This window comes from Paenibacillus sp. JNUCC 35, from assembly GCF_058269095.1.
This window is the reverse complement of record NZ_CM177771.1, coordinates 468,823-485,126: the sequence shown is the minus strand read 5'-3', so window position 1 is coordinate 485,126 and position 16,304 is coordinate 468,823. Positions and strand designations below refer to the sequence as shown.

At 51.0% G+C, this 16,304-nt stretch carries 14 protein-coding genes and 1 pseudogene; 4 read left to right on the top strand and 11 right to left on the bottom strand.

Annotation, left to right across the window (positions count from 1 at the left end):
- Positions 1–60 precede the first annotated feature (60 nt).
- Positions 61–1,446: a hypothetical protein gene (locus AC2TF6_RS02265; RefSeq protein WP_491311581.1), complete on the bottom strand. Its 1,386-nt coding sequence runs from the start codon at positions 1,444–1,446 to the stop codon at positions 61–63.
- 412 nt (positions 1,447–1,858) lie between these two features.
- On the opposite strand from AC2TF6_RS02265, the gene AC2TF6_RS02260 reads away from it, so the two are divergent.
- On the top strand, positions 1,859–2,284 hold the full coding sequence (locus AC2TF6_RS02260) for an exosporium protein C (protein ID WP_491309787.1): 426 nt from the start codon (positions 1,859–1,861) through the stop codon (positions 2,282–2,284).
- Positions 2,285–2,945: 661 nt separating this feature from the next.
- Here the strand turns inward: AC2TF6_RS02260 and AC2TF6_RS02255 are convergent.
- Both AC2TF6_RS02255 and AC2TF6_RS02250 read right to left on the bottom strand, forming a co-directional pair.
- Positions 2,946–3,833 carry an alpha/beta fold hydrolase gene (locus tag AC2TF6_RS02255; protein ID WP_491309786.1) on the bottom strand — a complete coding sequence of 296 codons (888 nt, stop codon included), beginning with the start codon at positions 3,831–3,833 and terminating at the stop codon, positions 2,946–2,948.
- Between the two features lie 60 nt (positions 3,834–3,893).
- Complete coding sequence (locus AC2TF6_RS02250) at positions 3,894–4,475, bottom strand: TetR/AcrR family transcriptional regulator (RefSeq protein WP_491309785.1); 582 nt, start codon at positions 4,473–4,475, stop codon at positions 3,894–3,896.
- Positions 4,476–4,804: 329 nt separating this feature from the next.
- On the opposite strand from AC2TF6_RS02250, the gene AC2TF6_RS02245 reads away from it, so the two are divergent.
- Positions 4,805–5,884, top strand: coding sequence for an NAD(P)/FAD-dependent oxidoreductase (locus AC2TF6_RS02245; RefSeq protein ID WP_491309784.1), 1,080 nt, complete (start codon positions 4,805–4,807; stop codon positions 5,882–5,884).
- A gap of 618 nt (positions 5,885–6,502) precedes the next feature.
- Here the strand turns inward: AC2TF6_RS02245 and AC2TF6_RS02240 are convergent.
- The 7 genes and pseudogenes from AC2TF6_RS02240 to AC2TF6_RS02210 all read right to left on the bottom strand — a co-directional run bounded on the left by AC2TF6_RS02240 (position 6,503) and on the right by AC2TF6_RS02210 (position 13,181).
- Positions 6,503–7,021, bottom strand: a complete 519-nt coding sequence (locus AC2TF6_RS02240) for a DinB family protein (protein ID WP_491309783.1) — start codon at positions 7,019–7,021, stop codon at positions 6,503–6,505.
- An 874-nt stretch (positions 7,022–7,895) separates the two neighbouring features.
- Positions 7,896–8,315, bottom strand: a complete 420-nt coding sequence (locus AC2TF6_RS02235; RefSeq protein ID WP_491309782.1) for a DUF1801 domain-containing protein — start codon at positions 8,313–8,315, stop codon at positions 7,896–7,898.
- 189 nt (positions 8,316–8,504) lie between these two features.
- Positions 8,505–8,700 (bottom strand): annotated as a pseudogene (locus AC2TF6_RS02230) (helix-turn-helix transcriptional regulator); the annotation flags it as partial.
- 1,209 nt (positions 8,701–9,909) lie between these two features.
- A complete protein-coding gene (locus tag AC2TF6_RS02225; RefSeq protein WP_491309781.1) occupies positions 9,910–10,890 on the bottom strand; it encodes a zf-HC2 domain-containing protein in 981 nt (326 codons plus the stop codon).
- Complete coding sequence (locus AC2TF6_RS02220) at positions 10,887–11,345, bottom strand: RNA polymerase sigma factor (protein ID WP_454234266.1); 459 nt, start codon at positions 11,343–11,345, stop codon at positions 10,887–10,889. Before AC2TF6_RS02220 ends, AC2TF6_RS02225 begins: the two co-directional genes overlap by 4 nt.
- A 406-nt stretch (positions 11,346–11,751) precedes the next feature.
- Positions 11,752–12,597: a sulfurtransferase gene (locus tag AC2TF6_RS02215; RefSeq protein WP_491309780.1), complete on the bottom strand. Its 846-nt coding sequence runs from the start codon at positions 12,595–12,597 to the stop codon at positions 11,752–11,754.
- A gap of 113 nt (positions 12,598–12,710) precedes the next feature.
- Entirely contained in the window at positions 12,711–13,181 is a 471-nt protein-coding gene (locus AC2TF6_RS02210; protein WP_218231757.1) for a GNAT family N-acetyltransferase, read from the bottom strand.
- Between the two features lie 244 nt (positions 13,182–13,425).
- Here AC2TF6_RS02210 and AC2TF6_RS02205 point away from each other — a divergent pair, with 244 nt between their 5' ends.
- Both AC2TF6_RS02205 and AC2TF6_RS02200 read left to right on the top strand, forming a co-directional pair.
- On the top strand, positions 13,426–13,869 hold the full coding sequence (locus AC2TF6_RS02205) for a MarR family winged helix-turn-helix transcriptional regulator (RefSeq protein WP_009671623.1): 444 nt from the start codon (positions 13,426–13,428) through the stop codon (positions 13,867–13,869).
- 266 nt (positions 13,870–14,135) lie between these two features.
- Complete coding sequence (locus AC2TF6_RS02200; RefSeq protein WP_491309779.1) at positions 14,136–14,627, top strand: GNAT family N-acetyltransferase; 492 nt, start codon at positions 14,136–14,138, stop codon at positions 14,625–14,627.
- A 240-nt stretch (positions 14,628–14,867) separates the two neighbouring features.
- Here AC2TF6_RS02200 and AC2TF6_RS02195 read toward each other — a convergent pair whose 3' ends face one another.
- On the bottom strand, positions 14,868–16,253 hold the full coding sequence (locus AC2TF6_RS02195; RefSeq protein WP_491309778.1) for a molybdopterin-dependent oxidoreductase: 1,386 nt from the start codon (positions 16,251–16,253) through the stop codon (positions 14,868–14,870).
- Positions 16,254–16,304 lie beyond the last annotated feature (51 nt).

Below are 16,304 nucleotides of genomic sequence, written 5' to 3'. Positions count from 1 at the left end.
TCGTTCAAAAAAAGACGGCCGCTTCCCTGGGTATTCCCTAGGAAACAACCGCCATCCATGTCATTCATTTTTATTCCGCCTTAATAAGGCATTCTTCTCCTTTAGACTTGTCGCAATAAGACGCGCGCCGGCGTTCTGCCAATTATAGCAAGTGCGCTCGGGTACACAGGTACGGAACCACTCCAAAGCTTCTTTGGAAGGAGCGTCCAGTTGATTGTTCGAATAACGCACGCTATACGGCTTAATGCCGGCGACGTAAGGAAAATACAAAGCATTATAAAATTTCCATTCGTCCGTCGTGCCGAACGCTTCATCCGGGCGTGGCTTCATTTGTAATATACCTTCGATAAGCAAAGACTTAAGCTCGTTAGCACGTTCCACTACACCATCCGCCGCCCCGCATTTCCGAAGCCGCTCGTCAATAAGCGCCAATTGCGCCAGCGGACTTGCCGCCAATCGCTCCAAGTTCCCCAAGTTACTAGTCGCTCGCCGGATATGACGGTAGAACTCCTCATTGTCCATCTCCTCCGGATTCGCATCGTCATCAATACGGACCTGAACGCTTTCGACCAAACGCAGTTTGGAGCGTTCCGTGCGCAGCTTCGGGAACGTCATTAGAGCAATGTTGTCGAGCAAAGCCCGAATCGGATATACAAACACTTGGAATGCAATGGAAACCATTATGCTGACCATCAATAACAACAGCGTCGCAAAATCGAATCCCGTCCCCGTTCCGAGTAAAATAACAAGCGCAACCTGGCCGGAAAAAATGAGTGTAAAAAAGACGGAATAATCGAGAGACCGGAACAAATCGGGTAGCCAGGATTCCCCCTGCTCCCTGATCTCCTTGACTATCGTATATGCGCCAAACAGCAGCATTCCGGCACTGTTGGCCACAAGCGTCCACTTATTCCATGCAGCCTCAGGAAAAAATAGATTCAAAGACGTCATACAGGCAAATACAAAAAGCGGCACATAATTAAAGACATAGAAGGGAGAAGGGCGTTTTGTCCCACCGGACACCGCCCCCCATATGGAAAGCGCCGTTATCAGGATAAAAAACACATATACTGCTGCTTTGCCGGAAACGAAGTATATGTCCGGATTAGCAGCGAAGGCCAGCCAAATCACGATGCCTACTGTCAACCCCGTCAGCCCATACTTCCATAGCTGCCATAATACGTTCCGCTCCTCTCGGGAGACAGCAGATAGAACGGCACCTTGCCACAATACCAAGGGCAGATAAAAGCAGATGTCCCGTACCGTGCTGAGCGGCGGCGCCATATACGGGTCCCCTTGGCTATAGGGCATCAGTAAAGTCACCCCGAAACCAAGCGAGCAAACAATTACGCCGAGACCGGCCAGCAATAGCCGAATGTTTCTTACATCGCGATTAACCATGTATAAGCCGAACCAAAACAAGAGTCCGAAGTAGCAGAGCTGCACAATGATCAAGACGATCGTTCTCCTTTACCTGAAAGCCATCATCAGTAAGATAAAGCAAAAACCCACCCTATAGGTAGACGCCGAAGGTGAGTTTGGGTTCCAATCATTATCTTGAAGGAATATCCATCCAAAAACCGATTATGTAAGCTGAATGTCCGCGTGCTCGGTTTTTCTAACGTAATTTTAACATGGAGGGCTCTCATTCAACAATAAGCGATGCCTGCAATGCTAAAGGAATGAAAACGCTGCTGTACGCGAATAGGGGTCAGGAGCACCCTCGGGAAATGCCTCCCTAAGGGGTGGATGGGTTGTGAGTGTATTTGCCTCAAATCAAAGCAGATTAAAGAATTGCCCAATCTTTCTCTGCTTGCCCAGAATATATTACAGATATCAATCAATAGGAGTTGATATTTTGGTACGTATTCTCGATAAAGCTGCCGTTCAGCCGCGCCGCAAATTCAACTTAGCAAACTCATTTATTATCCGACGTTCACCAGCAAGATCTCGTCTTGCAACAATCACAATCCTTATTCCAAGGAATTCTCAACCTAATCGGGTAGATTTGGTAGCAACCGTCGGTGTTCGAGGTGTCACTGGCGTTGCCCAAATATTATTTAGAATCTTCCGCGATGGGAAAGAGATTTTCAACACACAACAAGGTATCGAATCTGCTAGTTCTGAGCAAAATTATGCAGTTACGTTCCAGGCGGAAGATAGAAATGTAAGAACGGGCACCCATGTTTATACAGTCACAGCAGAAAACCTTACTGCAAATACAAGAGCAGATGTTGTCGGGCCTATATCGTTCAGTGGGCTTGCCGTTAAAACGAGAACATAAAACCCATTTGCATTTTTCAGCACCTGAATAGAGAGACCTGCAGATGTCTCGATTTGGGGAATGGTGTAGATGACAAAGTAAAAGCAGCTCGTTCCTTATCAGAGGATGGGCTGCTTTGCTCTAGTACGGAAGAGACGGCAACTTAATTTCCGTAGTTACTGCAGCTGCTTTCTTCGACCTCTTGTTGGCAAGCTGTCCAACGAAAGCCCGAAAAGGCCATCAACAGCCCGCCCCTCGGTAGTCTGTCACGGCCCTCTCAATCCGCAGCCGCAACAGCCTGTGAAGCGGGGCGGCCTATTCTTCGTCCCCCGTCACCACCGGATTGTCCGCATAGCTGACCCAATCGCTCCAGCTTCTTATCCCCCTACGAACCCCTATACTCGAATAGTTTCAACGCCAAAAAGTAGGGGTTCCGAGCAGTGCGGCGGGAATGTCTCGGAGGATGTGTCAGCGCCCATGTGCAGCGACCTCCCTTGGCTACGCTTGGGAGCGATTCAAGGGCAAGAAACTCGTGAACAACGCGGCTGGTGAAACAGTATGGTTTGAGCCAAGGCGAGGTATACTCCTGTGGCTGAGTCAAGCCGAACGGATCGCCAACAAAAGGCCAAGTGAAGCAAAGTGATGAACCGAAGGGATGAATGGGTTTTGGTTCGGTCAAGTCTCAGCTGTTTGCAGACTGTTGATGATCGTTTGCAGCTTCAAGGAACGAAAACAACTGTCGATTCATTTCATCGGCACCTGTTCCAAGCCAAATCAAGTGTCCCCATAAGTCAAGCTCGCAAAGCCGGGAGTTCGGTATTAGTCGACTAGCATGCCGAGCATGATCCACACTTACGGATGCATCATGAATACTATGCATAATTAGAGTAGAGCACTTGATGGCAGCAAGTGCTGAAGTCGCATCTTTACCGGTATGAACCAAATCTATCAGAAAGCCGTGTCCTGACCGCTGTTGAGCTATAATGCTTTTAAATTTCCTACGATCGGCATCATTGATTTGCGGTAATACCTCCTCCTTCGGCAGTTTGCTAAAAGAGGGAATCATATTGCTCAACAGAAAGGACGGAAATAGCTTATTCAAAAGTCGAATCATGGCCCAAACGTATTTTTCTATAGGAGGCCGAAACAAGAATTGAGCAAATTTATACAGCTTGTCGTCAGGACTTAACCAGCATTGGGTTACGGCGGATTGCAAGACAAGGCTTCTTACTCGATTTGGAAATCTGGATGCCAAATGAATTCCGCTCGGGCCTCCGGCGGACATAGCAATAACATTGACCTGGGGAATTTGCAACTCATCAAGCAGCTCGATATATGAATCACATGCGACAATAAGCGATTCTCCAAGTTCCTTGGATGTTCTGCCGTAACCTGGCCTCGAAGGAGTAATGACAGAGAAGTGACGAGCCGCGAGTTCGTTTCTGCCTAATTCTCCATAGCAACTCGAATGGCCCCCGTGCAGAACCAAAACCGGTTCTCCTTGGCCGACAATGCTGTACTCTAAGATAAATCCGTCTTTTGTCTGGTGTTGACGAATAGACTTATTCATTTACACCCTCCATAAATAAACTTAAATTCATTATTGAAGCAAAAAAAATCGTAATCCTTTTTAAAGAATAGCTTGCAGACCTTGAAACCAAACCAACAAATATTGGCGAACCATTCTTTTGCAATCTTCGGTTCCTTCATGGAGCCTAATAATCTCAAAATATCCTTGTAGAAATGCAACAGCAACAGGCCACGCGACTTGCGGCTTCAAGCCCTCCCCGCCCTTATTGCTGTAATCCGCTAAATGCATAGCTACATTATCCGCCATCATTTGGTGAAATTTCTGAACGGCGTTTTCGTTCCGGGTGCCTCTAGCACCATCGATTAAAATCAAGAGTGGCGTACGGTATTCAACGACGATATTCGTTAAAGCTTCAACGATAAGTTCAAAGATATTCCCTTGACCGTGTGGTTGAGCATGATGATTGCTTATCAGCGTTTCCAGCTCATGGTACACCGGCGATATAACGGAATCAAACAAGTCTTCTTTATCCTTATAATATCTGTACAAGTTCCCAACGGAGATACCTGTCTGGGCCGCGATTCTTTTCATGGATGCCCCCGCATATCCGAATTGAGCAAACTCAACTTGAGCACTCTTGATAACCGCTTGCCTCAATTCCTCTTTCAAAACTTGAACCATAAATGAACCTCCGTTCATTATTGATTATAGAAAAAAATTTCCATAAACACAAGTTGTTTGTTTAAAGCATACCCGCAACTGCCTTTTTCGACTTTATGTTTGCAGTCTGTCGAACGGAAAGCCCAAAAAGGGCTGTGACAGACTACCCATCGGCAGCCTGTCACAGCCCCAAACCCGCTTTCCACGCGGTCTCTCGGCTCTTACTCGTCTCCCGTCGCCACCGGATTGTCCGCGTAGCTGACTCAATCGCTCCAGCTGTCCTCATATGTTATGACGTCGGATTATGATAACGCCTATGCTACAATAAGGTGACAAAGGGGGAGTCATTATTGAGTAAACAAAAAATCGTGATTATTGGCGCAGGAATTGTCGGGGCGTCCGTGGCCTATCATCTGGCCAAACGAAATCAAGATGTAACCGTTATTGAACGACACCCCGCCGCGGCTCGTGAAGTCACGGAAAAATCGTTTGCCTGGATACATACGACGCATAGGGTGGCTCCCGAATACTGGCATTTGTACGATGCGGCTTGTGAAGAATATCATGCGCTTCAGCAAGATTTGTCCGGACTGCAAATTCATTGGCACGGGGCGCTGACTTGGGACAATCCGCCCCTAAGGGAGCAACTCCGTTTTCAAAAATTAAACCGGGAGCAGCTTGAGGCATTGGAACCGAATCTGAAGGAATATCCGGATGAAGCGATGTTTGTCAGCAAAGAAGGTGCGGTGGACCCGATAAGGTTAACGGATCTGTTGTTGAGCAAAGCGCGGGAGTACGGAGCAAAGGTTCAGTTCGGTACCAACGTTACACAGCTGCAGCAAGAAGATTCCTGCCTGGTCGGTGTCCACACGTCCAAGGGTTTTCTGGAGTCGGATGTCGTGGTATTGGCCGCAGGTACAGGCATACCCGAACTTTGCGACCCGTTAGGTTGTCCCGTGCCGGTAACGCCGTCGCCTTCCATTCTGATTCGGATGAAAACTGCGAATAAGCTGATACGCACATTAATCTCAAATGCGCAATTTGAAGCGCGTCAACTGACGGATCAAACGCTGCTGGCTGCGGAAGATTATATCGACGAGTCGGAAGAAAACGGGCCAGAGGCGGTCGGCAAGCGAGCGTTCGAGACGTTGCGTCGCAGTCTGAAGGGCGGGAATCAATTGGAACTGGAAAGCATCCAGGTCGGGATGAGACCCATGCCTGAAGACGGCTATCCGATCGTGGGCTTCCATGATCACATAAAGGGACTTTATCTGACAGTGATGCATTCTGCAATTACGCTGGCGCCGCTGATTGCGCGTCTGGCTGCAAGTGAAATAATCCATCGGGAATCAAGAAGCGAATTAGTCCCTTGTCGACTCTCCCGTTTTAAGGACCACACGAGGGATGACCCCGCTGTTTCTCGCGCGTGAGGTTGTGAATCAAGTGGAATCGCATGCACGTGCAAATTGACCTCGATACTCCTGGACACAAAGCAAAGGAGTACATCGTCACATGAGCGACGACGTACTCCGTGTTATAACCTGAATAACTGCTTACGCCTTCTCCTCTTCCCCCACCGCAATTGGATTTTCCTCATAACTAATCCAATCGCTCCAGCTTCTTATCCCCCCACGAACCCCTATGCTTGAAGGATTCCAAGGCCGACAGGTGGGGGTTCAGAGCAGCGCGGCGGGAATGTCTCGAAGGATATGCCCGCGCCCATGTGCAACGACCTCCCTTGACTACGCTTGGGAGGACTTAGGGAGCAAGAAGCCCGTAGACGACGGGGCTTGAGCGACAAACCGGTTTGAGCCGGGCAAGTCGTCCACCTGTGGCTGGGTCAAGCCGAACGGATCGCCAACAAAAGGCCAAGTGAAGCAAGGTAGCACCCCGAATGGGTGGACGACCACAACGGCAATCATGTTTGCAGCCTGTTGGCGGTTGTTTGCAACTTCTTACTGCTCCTTCGTACCTGTCCATGAAGGAAGCTTAAAAATAGCCTGGAACACATGTTCCAGGCTAAAGTCCATTATCTCCATATAAAAAGATTACTGGCTTAAAGTATACAGATAAAAACCATAGTCTGTCGGTGTTCCCGGATGTCCCAATTGCCGAAGCATGGCGGTCACATTACCGCGGTGGTACGTTCCATGGTTCACAACGTGCTGAATATAATCCACACACCGGGCATTGAACGCCCCGGAAGGATAAACGACTTCGATGTCCTCGTGCTGTTCAATGAATATCCGAAATCGATCGGCCAGATTATTCATCATCTGATTTAACTCTTCTATGCGCTTTCCTTTGGTCTCTGCCACTATGGAATCGATCGAGTCTTTCAAGCGCTCCAAATATTCAACCGACATATCAGTGACGCCACCCGCGACAAAGAATGACAGCCAACCTCGATCAATCACATAAATATGAACCATTGTGTCGAAGATAGTCGGAAATACGCTGACAATCTCCTTTCGGTACACTTCCTCTGAAAGCTCCTGTAAATATTCGCAAATCTTCCGGTTCGCCCAAACGTGATAATCAAACTGCTGCAATGCATACTTCTTCAAATCGGTTTCCCCTTTCGATTGGGGAATCACGCAGTTTAAGGGCGATTATGCGCTAATCCCTTTATAAATTTGCCCGTAGTTGACTGTTGTTTTCATTTTAAACGCCTCCTGATATTCATCTGAGTCCATGCTAACACAATAGGTTATCAAGTACAATTGGAGGGACACAAGCAAAACCGACAAGCGTTCAACAACCACCTGACCCGACTGCCGGACTATGGCTAACTCCGGGGTTCCTGCAACTGCTTTCCTCGGGTTCTTGTTTGCAAGCTGTCGAACGAAAACGCAAAAAAAGGCCGCAACAGCCTGCCTCCCGGCAACCTGTCACAGCCCCCAAACCCGCGTCCGAAGCGGCCTCTCGGCTCTTATTCCTCTCCCGTTGCCACCGGATTCTCACTATAACTAATCTAATCGCTCCAGCTTCTTATCCCCCCACGAACCCCCATGCTTGGAATGTTCCAACGTTGAAAAGTGGGGGTTCGGAGCAGCGCGGCGGGAATGTCTTGGAGGATATGCCAGCGCTCATGTGCAACGACCTCCCTTGGCTACACTTGGGAGCGATTCAAGAGCAAGAAGCCCGTGGAGGACGGGGCTGACGGAACAGTACAGTTTAAGCCAAGGCGAGCCATCCACCTGTGGCTGGATCAAGCCAAACGAAACGCCAGCAAAAGGCAAAGTGAAGCAAGGTAGCACCCAGAAGGGTGGATGGGCTGCAACGCTGTTGTTTGCAGGTTGTTGAATGTTGTTTGCAAGCTATCACTATTGAATTATCGTTCTTCGTAAGCGCTTGTAGCAACACGAGAACGGTTGACTGCCGCTGCGGTCGAAGGCTTGAAGCCCCGGACGCTCAACGATCGCAAAATGCGTGCCATTATCATATTCCCAGCATTGGGAGATGCTTTCTGGTATGGTAAGTGAGAGACGATGAAATGCATTGTTTTAATTCGTCGACAGGTATTTCATCATTTTCATCGAACACAATCGCCCGATTGCCTTCAAAGTTGAATTTGTCTCTAAAAAGTTCCTTGAATGTGTCAACCAACATTGTGTTACAGTTAAAATACATTGCATACTGATGTGGGCTTGACTTTTTCCAGTTTATTCTGATTGTGCTTCCATTTTTTGTTATGTAACTAGGCTCACCCCATTTTAGTGTCTCTTCCACGGTATCAACGCCTTCTGTCTCAGTTGCAGTATCCAGAATTAATTGGCGAAGAAACCACAACTTCTGCTGAATGTGTTTCGGATAATGTTCGAATACAGCTGCTACCTTAGTGTTTTCAATCGCACCCATAGTGATCATTCCTTTCCTTATTTTTTATAAAGCCTCCAAATCCAAGCTTATGTTGGTTTGGAGGCTTTGTCGTTGTAAGCTGGAAAATCGCTCGCATAATGTTCTTCTTTAGGTGACGGTGCAGCAGGCTATTGGCGTATAGCGATATAAATTTCAGCTTGCCCGTCGTTCGGATTGATATTCTGGCTATGTAACCTTCCACCAGTCCAATGCCACCATTCGTTCCCTGATAGGTGACGATGGGGATGCCAGCCCCATTAATTGCTTCGATATCTCGGTATATCGTTCGTACGGACACCTCGAACCGCTCCGCGAGCTCCTTGGCCTGCACCACACGGCGGTTCAGAAGCAGAATAATTATGGATAAGAGCCTTTCCAGCTTCACAGTATGTACCCCCCATCACAATGAATATGCAAGAAGTTTATTTCAATTTATTGTCTCATTGGAATATGCTCCTGTCGAATGATTATCTACGTTGATTAGTGTTTTGTAGGATACAATTGTTGATTCAATCCCCTCACAAAGGCACTCTCAGCACTCATCCCTCTCTCTGTGCAGCTCAATAAGAAGTTCTATATCCTAGGTCATTGCTTTTTGTAATATACATTAACTCGGTACATTCCAACTGTAAATATGTTCAAACTGCTTACATAACAATGAGCACTTGCCCTTTCAAACGTTCTTTTAGGAGCGATTCATATGCCAACGGCAACACGCGAACGACTGACTTCCACTGCGATCACCTTGCACCATCCGCTCGATTATTATTTCAGCATTTTCCATCGAGCCAAGGAAACCGAGGGTTTGAAGCCACGTACGCTAAACGATCACAAGAGCCACTACCGCTACTTCCAAACGTTGGCTGACCGAACACTACCCGACGCTCAGACTCGAAGAACTGACCGCCGACCACGTTCGCCAGTACGTACAACACATGCTGACCGAACAGGCTCTGTACGACGGACACCCGACGCTTTCTTTCTCCGCGTTCTTGTTTGCAAGCTGTTTGCAGAACAACCCAAAGAGGGCTGCAACAGGTTACTTGCTCCTAACCTGCCACAGCCCTCCGACCCGCGTCCGAAGCGGCCTCTCGGCTCTTATTCCTCTCCCGTTGCCACCGGATTCCCCTCATACGAAATCCAATCGCTCCAGCTGTCGGATATGCGCTGAAAGTGGTACAATCGTAGGCTGATGATTAATAGAACCTTATACACTTGTTGGATAGGGTTTAGCATGAACCGGTTACAGCTTCCTCGATAGAGGAGGGCTGGCCGACCTTCTTTCAGTGTCTACAGTATCGAGAGTGTTCATGCTCGGTGGGCTGTACGATGTACCAAAGCAAGCCGAGCGGAAACTTTATCCGCACCAAGTCGGAGGAATGTTGAAAGTACTTACAGAGAACGAGCGTTGATCACCTGTTGACCTAGGCGCGTCTGAAGGCAACGAAAAAAGTATATCGCTGTTTGAGCGATGTACTCTGCGCTCAGCGCGCACCTCAGCGGAGAGCGCCTTTTCAAGACCCATATAAAATGCGCTTGTTAAGTGCTACTGCAAGCGTAAAAGGCTAACAACCCGGCACGACCGTAGTCTGCTTTATTTTCCCCAGTCCCAATAATCCATCTGCCTTGCCAGTACCCCGATCAGATTTCCTTCGTCCGAGGCGATATAACCCCCAATCTGGAAGGAGTGAGGTGCGTCGGAATAAGGATGGGTAACCAAGGACATTCGCGCAGATTGCTCCGTTCCGTACTTATCAGTCAGGCGAAAGTCTATCTGATAGCTGTAAGCCGTCTTTCGTTGCCCAGTCAATGGATTTTCCACGTTTCTCGTTGCCCAAATACCGCCCTCCCGCTGAAGCTGATACCCCTGGCGCGTAAACTCCTCCATTCCTTGGACAAAGCGTTCTTTGCTGTAGGCGACAAACGCCTCATATGTCATGCCCTCATAAATGGCCCGCTGCGCTTCAGAAAGTCCCCGTTCGAGTGATAGGTCATGCTGCAGATCTGCATATGCCTGCTCCATGTTAAAATATTCAAACGCAGACGCATGGTTGCCCTGTTCCAGTTCATCAATAAAACGCATTGCCTGATAATGATCATAGGCATTGCGAAAAGACAGCCCCTCGCCTGTGATCTCGTTCAGCCCCATCCAACTGACAGGCACAATCACTACCAGCAATAGAAATACCCACAGCACCCTGCGTCTACGCAAGCGCTGCATAATCTTTACTGCTTGCCGGTCCCTCTCAAGTGGTGAAACGGGCAAGCCCGCTCCAATCAGAGCGCCAGGAACGCCGTGGTCGCTATGACTGCCATGATCACCATCATCTTCCTGATCATCAGTCTCGCGGCGCTCCCTCTCTTCACTTCCCTGCGGAAACATCGCCAAAATCGCCGTATCATCATTAGCCAGCTCCTGCACCATCCGTTCGCACAAGCTGCGGCATGCAGGACAGACCTTGAGATGTTCTTCGACCATGTGGTGACTCTGTGGTGTGCATTCGCGCTCCACATATAGGGGTAGCAAATCGTGCACAATGCCGCAAACACTTTCGTTAACCAGATTCTGCTTCATTCCTCCACCTCCATTTGCTGGATAAGGCGTCTCTTCGCTCGAAAGTATGTAATTTTAGCCCAGCCTTCCGTTCTACCAAATAATTCAGCAATCTCGCGGAATTTCAGCTCACCAAACACGCGCAGAGTGAATACCTCCTTGTAAGGCTCCGGCATGCGGTGCAGCACACGATGTAACGCTGTCGCCTGCTCCCTGTTCACAAGCCCGGCAGCAAAATCACCGCGGCTCTGGGGCGCAGCGTTCTCCTCCTTCTGCTGCATCCGTTGCTGTTGACTGCTGCGCTGTTCCCTGCTTCCTCGCTTGCTTGTATCCAAGTACAAATTACGGGCAATTTTACATAACCAGGTATACAAGGAGCTGTCGCCTCTAAATCTGCCGATATGCAAGAATGCACGGTAAAAAGTCTCCTGCGTTAGCTCCTCCGCCTGATCCCAATCCCCTGTCAACGACAGCACATAACGGAAAACCTGATCCGCGTACGCTTTATAGACATCAGCAAAGCTTTCCAGCCCATCCCCTCCCTTCTGTCAGCTACCTATTAGACAACCGAACACCTAAAAGGATACAACCTTTTTCAAAAAATTTTAGCATAAGCAACATGCAACATGGACAACAAGCAAAAACAGAACCTGCACAGGAGAACGGTCAAAACCCTCTAACGGTTAATTTTTCACCATATTATACTAGTCCTCGGGCAGATTCCGCTGGTCAAGATCAGGCCCGTGCCCGGTTTGGAGGTAGCTCAAAATGTTTTCAGAAGGCGAGCGTTGACTCCGTGTTGACTTTCACACCCCCGGCACAACACAAAGAAGTACATCGCCAAATGAGCGATGTACTCCAATTCAGATACTACTATGCTGACTAAGCCTTCTCCTCGTCCCCCACCGCAATCGGATTCTCACTATAAGAGATCCAATCGCTCCAGCTCCCCGCGTACAGCTTCACGCCCGGGATGCCGGCTTCCTCCAGCGCGAGCACGTTCGGGCAGGCGGTGACGCCGGAGCCGCAGTACACGATCAGCTCTTCCGCGTTCTCCAGCCCGCGGAATCTCTCCTTCTGCTCCTCGGCGCTCCGCCAGGAGCCTTCCGCGTCGAGCGCGTCCTTCCAGAAGCGGTTCCGCGCGCCCGGGATGTGTCCCGCCACCGGATCGATCGCTTCCTGCTCGCCGCGGTAGCGGGCTCCCTCGCGCGAATCGATCAGGACGGTGCCCTTCTCGCCCAGCTTCGCCTTCACCTCGTCCATGCTCGCCAGCATGTGCCGCTGAACCTTCGGCGAGAAGGTCGCCGGGCTTGCTTGCGGAGCCTCGGCCGTTACCGGGTAACCGGCCGCCTTCCACTGCGAATAGCCGCGGTCAAGCACGTAAACGCGCTCATGACCAAGAAAGCGCAGCATCCACCACAGCCTCGCTGCCATCGCTCCGCCCTGGTCGTCATAAGCGACGACCGTCTTGGAGGCGTCAACTCCGATCGCGCTCGCGCGCATGGAGAAAGCGCCCAGGTCCGGCAGAGGATGACGGCCGCCGTGCTCCCGCTTCTCGCCGGACATGTCTTCCTCCAGATCCACGTAGAAAGCACCGGGGATATGGTCGATGCTGTAGTCCTGGCGGCCGCTCCACGGCTCACCCAGCGCAAACCGGCAGTCCGCGATCAGAAGATCGGGGTCCTGCAGGTGTTCGTAAAGCCATTCCAAACTGACAATATTCCGCATCCGAATCAATGTCCTCCCCGCCCTAGCAGGCTGCATAATGAGTTTAAAACCGCATGGCGGAGCGGGAAGAACGGGCCCCTTTCCGGCAGAACCGCAGCAAACCGGCCGACCGCCTAATCTCCTACGCCGATGACAGGCTTGATGGAGTAAGGGTACCATTCTTCGCGTTCTCCGCCCATTTTCTCATAAAACTTCTGGGCATTCTCATTGGCCTTAGACGTTTCCCAAAGCATGGCCACATAGCCATTATAAGCGGCATACTGGTTGCATGCACGGAACAATTTGGTACCGACGCCCTGAATCCGGCATTTCTCCGTCACGAACAGATCGTTCATAATGACGACTTTGCCCGTGCGTAGCGTACTATATGTAAAATATAAGGTGGCGAAACCGACTAACTCCCCGTCGTACACGGCGACGAACTGCGTACCTGCTTTCTTTTCCATCAAGACATCCAACAGGTTCTCCAGCTTTTCTTCTTCCGGACGCGGGTATTGATAAAAATCATAAATATAAGTATTCATCAACCCGCGGAGAGCATCACGGTCGTTCAGCTCCGCCTCGCGTATTTCAACACGGCTCATACACAACCTCCTCTTCTAACCCTTAGTATTCCTTAATTTTCCATTCCTGTCACTTGATTTTTATCGACAAAAAATGTGGGATTTCTTTTTGCCCTTATAGACAAGGTATTTTATAATAGAGATAATAAACGGGGGTAACTATAAGTTTACCATATGGAACCCCATAAGAAAAATACCTATAGCGGTATATGATTTAGTTCTAAAATATTTTTTAGAATCTTATGCCCGGTAAAGGAGATGGATCATGCCCGATCAGGGTTATCTTGAGATGGAAAAGTCCTTCAGACAACTCTTGAGGAAAATGTCCAATGAATGGACGAAGTACGTCGATCGCTCTTTTTCCAAATCGCAGTTTCTTATTCTGGAAACGCTGGTCAAAGAAGGACCCCAGAAAGTATCGAGCCTGGCGGAAGCGTTGTTTATTACGGCGGGAGCTATCACGGGAATGTCGGACAAACTGATTGCCGGGGGTTATGCGGAACGGATACGGACGGAGGAAGATCGTCGTGTCGTGTTCCTGGCTGTTACTGAGAAAGGCCGCGAGATGGTAAAAGTGATGAGTGAGTATCGGCTCGGCATTATCAGGCGCATGATGCAGGGCTTAACCGACGAAGACATGACCCATATGTCGCGGATTTTCGCTCATATGATCGACAACCTCGATAAAGGAGAAGAAACGGCAGACTAGCTTGCCGATAGCTGTCTCTCCTGCGCAAGCGGTTCCGCATCCGAATATTTTACACAGAATAACGGCCTATTCCTTTAAAAATTACCGGGGATAAGGGGCCGTTTTTACTTTTCAGCGGATTATTCCGGAATTCCCCCCTCCCTCACCACAGCATTCGTTCCATGCGGCTGTTCTTAGTCTGTATAAGGTTAACTTCAAGCCTGTTCTAATACAGAATTCTGTTCTATAATAGACCCAATCCTATTTTAACCAAAGGCGGACAAAACATGACTCTTGCAACCTCATGGCGCGTGCGCCCTTTTACCGAAACCGATGGAAAAGCCATCTGCGCCTGGTCCTATCCCGCCCCCTACAGCGTGTACAATTGGCCTTCCTGGGAAGAGCTATCAGCGAGAGCGGAAGAATTCGCCGATCCCGATATCCGTGAGAAGCAGTACGCGGCCATTATCGACGAGCGGGACGAGCTGTGCGGGTTTGCGCAATTTTTCCCTCTGACGGGCGTGACCCGACTAGGACTCGGAATCCGTCCCGATCTGTGCGGGCAGGGACTCGGCCCCTCGTACGTGGAATGCCTGGTTGCCGAAGCGCGCAGACGGAATCCCGGCAACGAAATCGACTTGGAAGTACTCGTGCGCAACGAGCGGGCCATTAAAGTTTACATCCGGGCAGGGTTTGCCGTCACGGATACGTACGAACGGATGACACCGACCGGCATGGCTATGATGCACTGTATGGTTCACGGAGCGGAGCCCGCGTAAGCTTATCCGGCTGCGCCTCCGACCATCTCCTCGGCAGACTTTCTTTTGGCATGGGCCTGCGCCGTCTTGTTGTGATAGCGTTTACAATTAAGCGGGTGCCATCGTCGCCTACCGGATATAGAAGCCGTACATACTGTAACGATCTGCAATCGGTTGTCCGGCAAGGGAAGGGAGGATAAAGCCCCTTCCCTTTTCTGCTTTCTAACGGGCGCGCCGGTTTCCAAAAGTCCGCAAGCTGCACTAGACGCCCCTCTTCAGCCGGGAATCCGGAACCCAGGCGTCTTTCTCGTACCCCCGCACTTCCCAGTACCCGATATGCTCGTCGCGGATCAGCTCGATGCTCTGAAGCCACTTGACCGATTTGTAGGCGTACATACTCGGGACGATAAGGCGGACAGGCCCTCCAAGCTTTTGCGGGATGGGTTTGCCGTCCATGAGCAGCGCGACGAGCACTTCATCCATACGGGCCTGCTCCAAGCTGAGGCAGTCGGTATAAACCCCGTCCCCGGAGATGAACTTCACGAATCCGGCTCCGGGCTGTATCCCTGCCCGTCCGAGCAGCTCGGACAGCCGGATGCCCTCCCAGGTCACGTTGTTCACCGACCATCCGGTCACGCAGTGAAAGTCGCTGACCTGGACGAGGCGTTCCACCTGCTGCAGCTCCTCCCAAGTGAACCGGAGCGGCTTGTCGACCATCCCCGACACACTGAACGCCCAGTTGTCGGAGGAGAAAGCGGGGATTTCCGTTACCGTATAGATCCGGAAATCCCCCTTCGCCCCGCCGCCGACGGGAGGCGACGATTCCGCCAGCGGCACGGGGGCCGGAAGCATGCGGTTCGCATCCGCGCGCACCGCCTCTTCCAGCCCTCCCCCGCCGAAGAGATTGCCGCGGGCCCACCTGACGAACGATGGGCCGATCACGACCGCGAGCGCCGCCGCCGCGCCCAGCTTCAGGAAGGCGCCCCGTGTCATGCGCCTTCCCAGCGACTCGCTCCACGCGCTCGCCTGAGTCGCCGCCCCGCCGGCATCCCGCGTCTCGTCGCGGAAGACGGCGCCCGTATCCGCGCGCAGGATAGGCTGCGGCGCGTCCGCCTGCGGACGTGCGTCTTCGGCTGCCCGTGCAGGCGGACTCGACGCGGATGCGGAGGCAGGCCGCTCCGCGCTGCGCTTCTTCACCCAGCGGCTGCGGGTGACGGAGTGGTAGAGCAAATACGGCACGCCCACCCACGTAAAAGCATCGTGGATGAACAGGGCCGTATTGCTCCACGCCGGCGGCAGGCTGCGGAACTGCCACAGGATGACGCCGCTGACGATCCAGCCGGCCGTAAACACAAGCACGCCGGCGAGATTGCCCTGCTGCCCGGCTTTCCTGCGCTTGCGCAGCTGCCCCAGATGCTTGGGCAGCTGCGGCACGTACAGCGCCAGCAGGAGGATGGAGAAGACGCCGAGCCAGATGTGCCCCTGCTTCAGCACAACACGCAAAGCTCCGAGGTCGCCGCGGATCCAGCCGATGCTGAGCACGATGCCGGTCAGGGCCAGAACAAGCGTGACCCAGGCATTCCAGGCGTGCAGCCGGTTCAGCTTTTTGCCGAACCCGGCCGACAGCCAGTTGTTCTTACGTTCCATACCGGCCTGCTCCTCCCGCTTCATCGTTAACGTGATTAACGTTTTTTCATG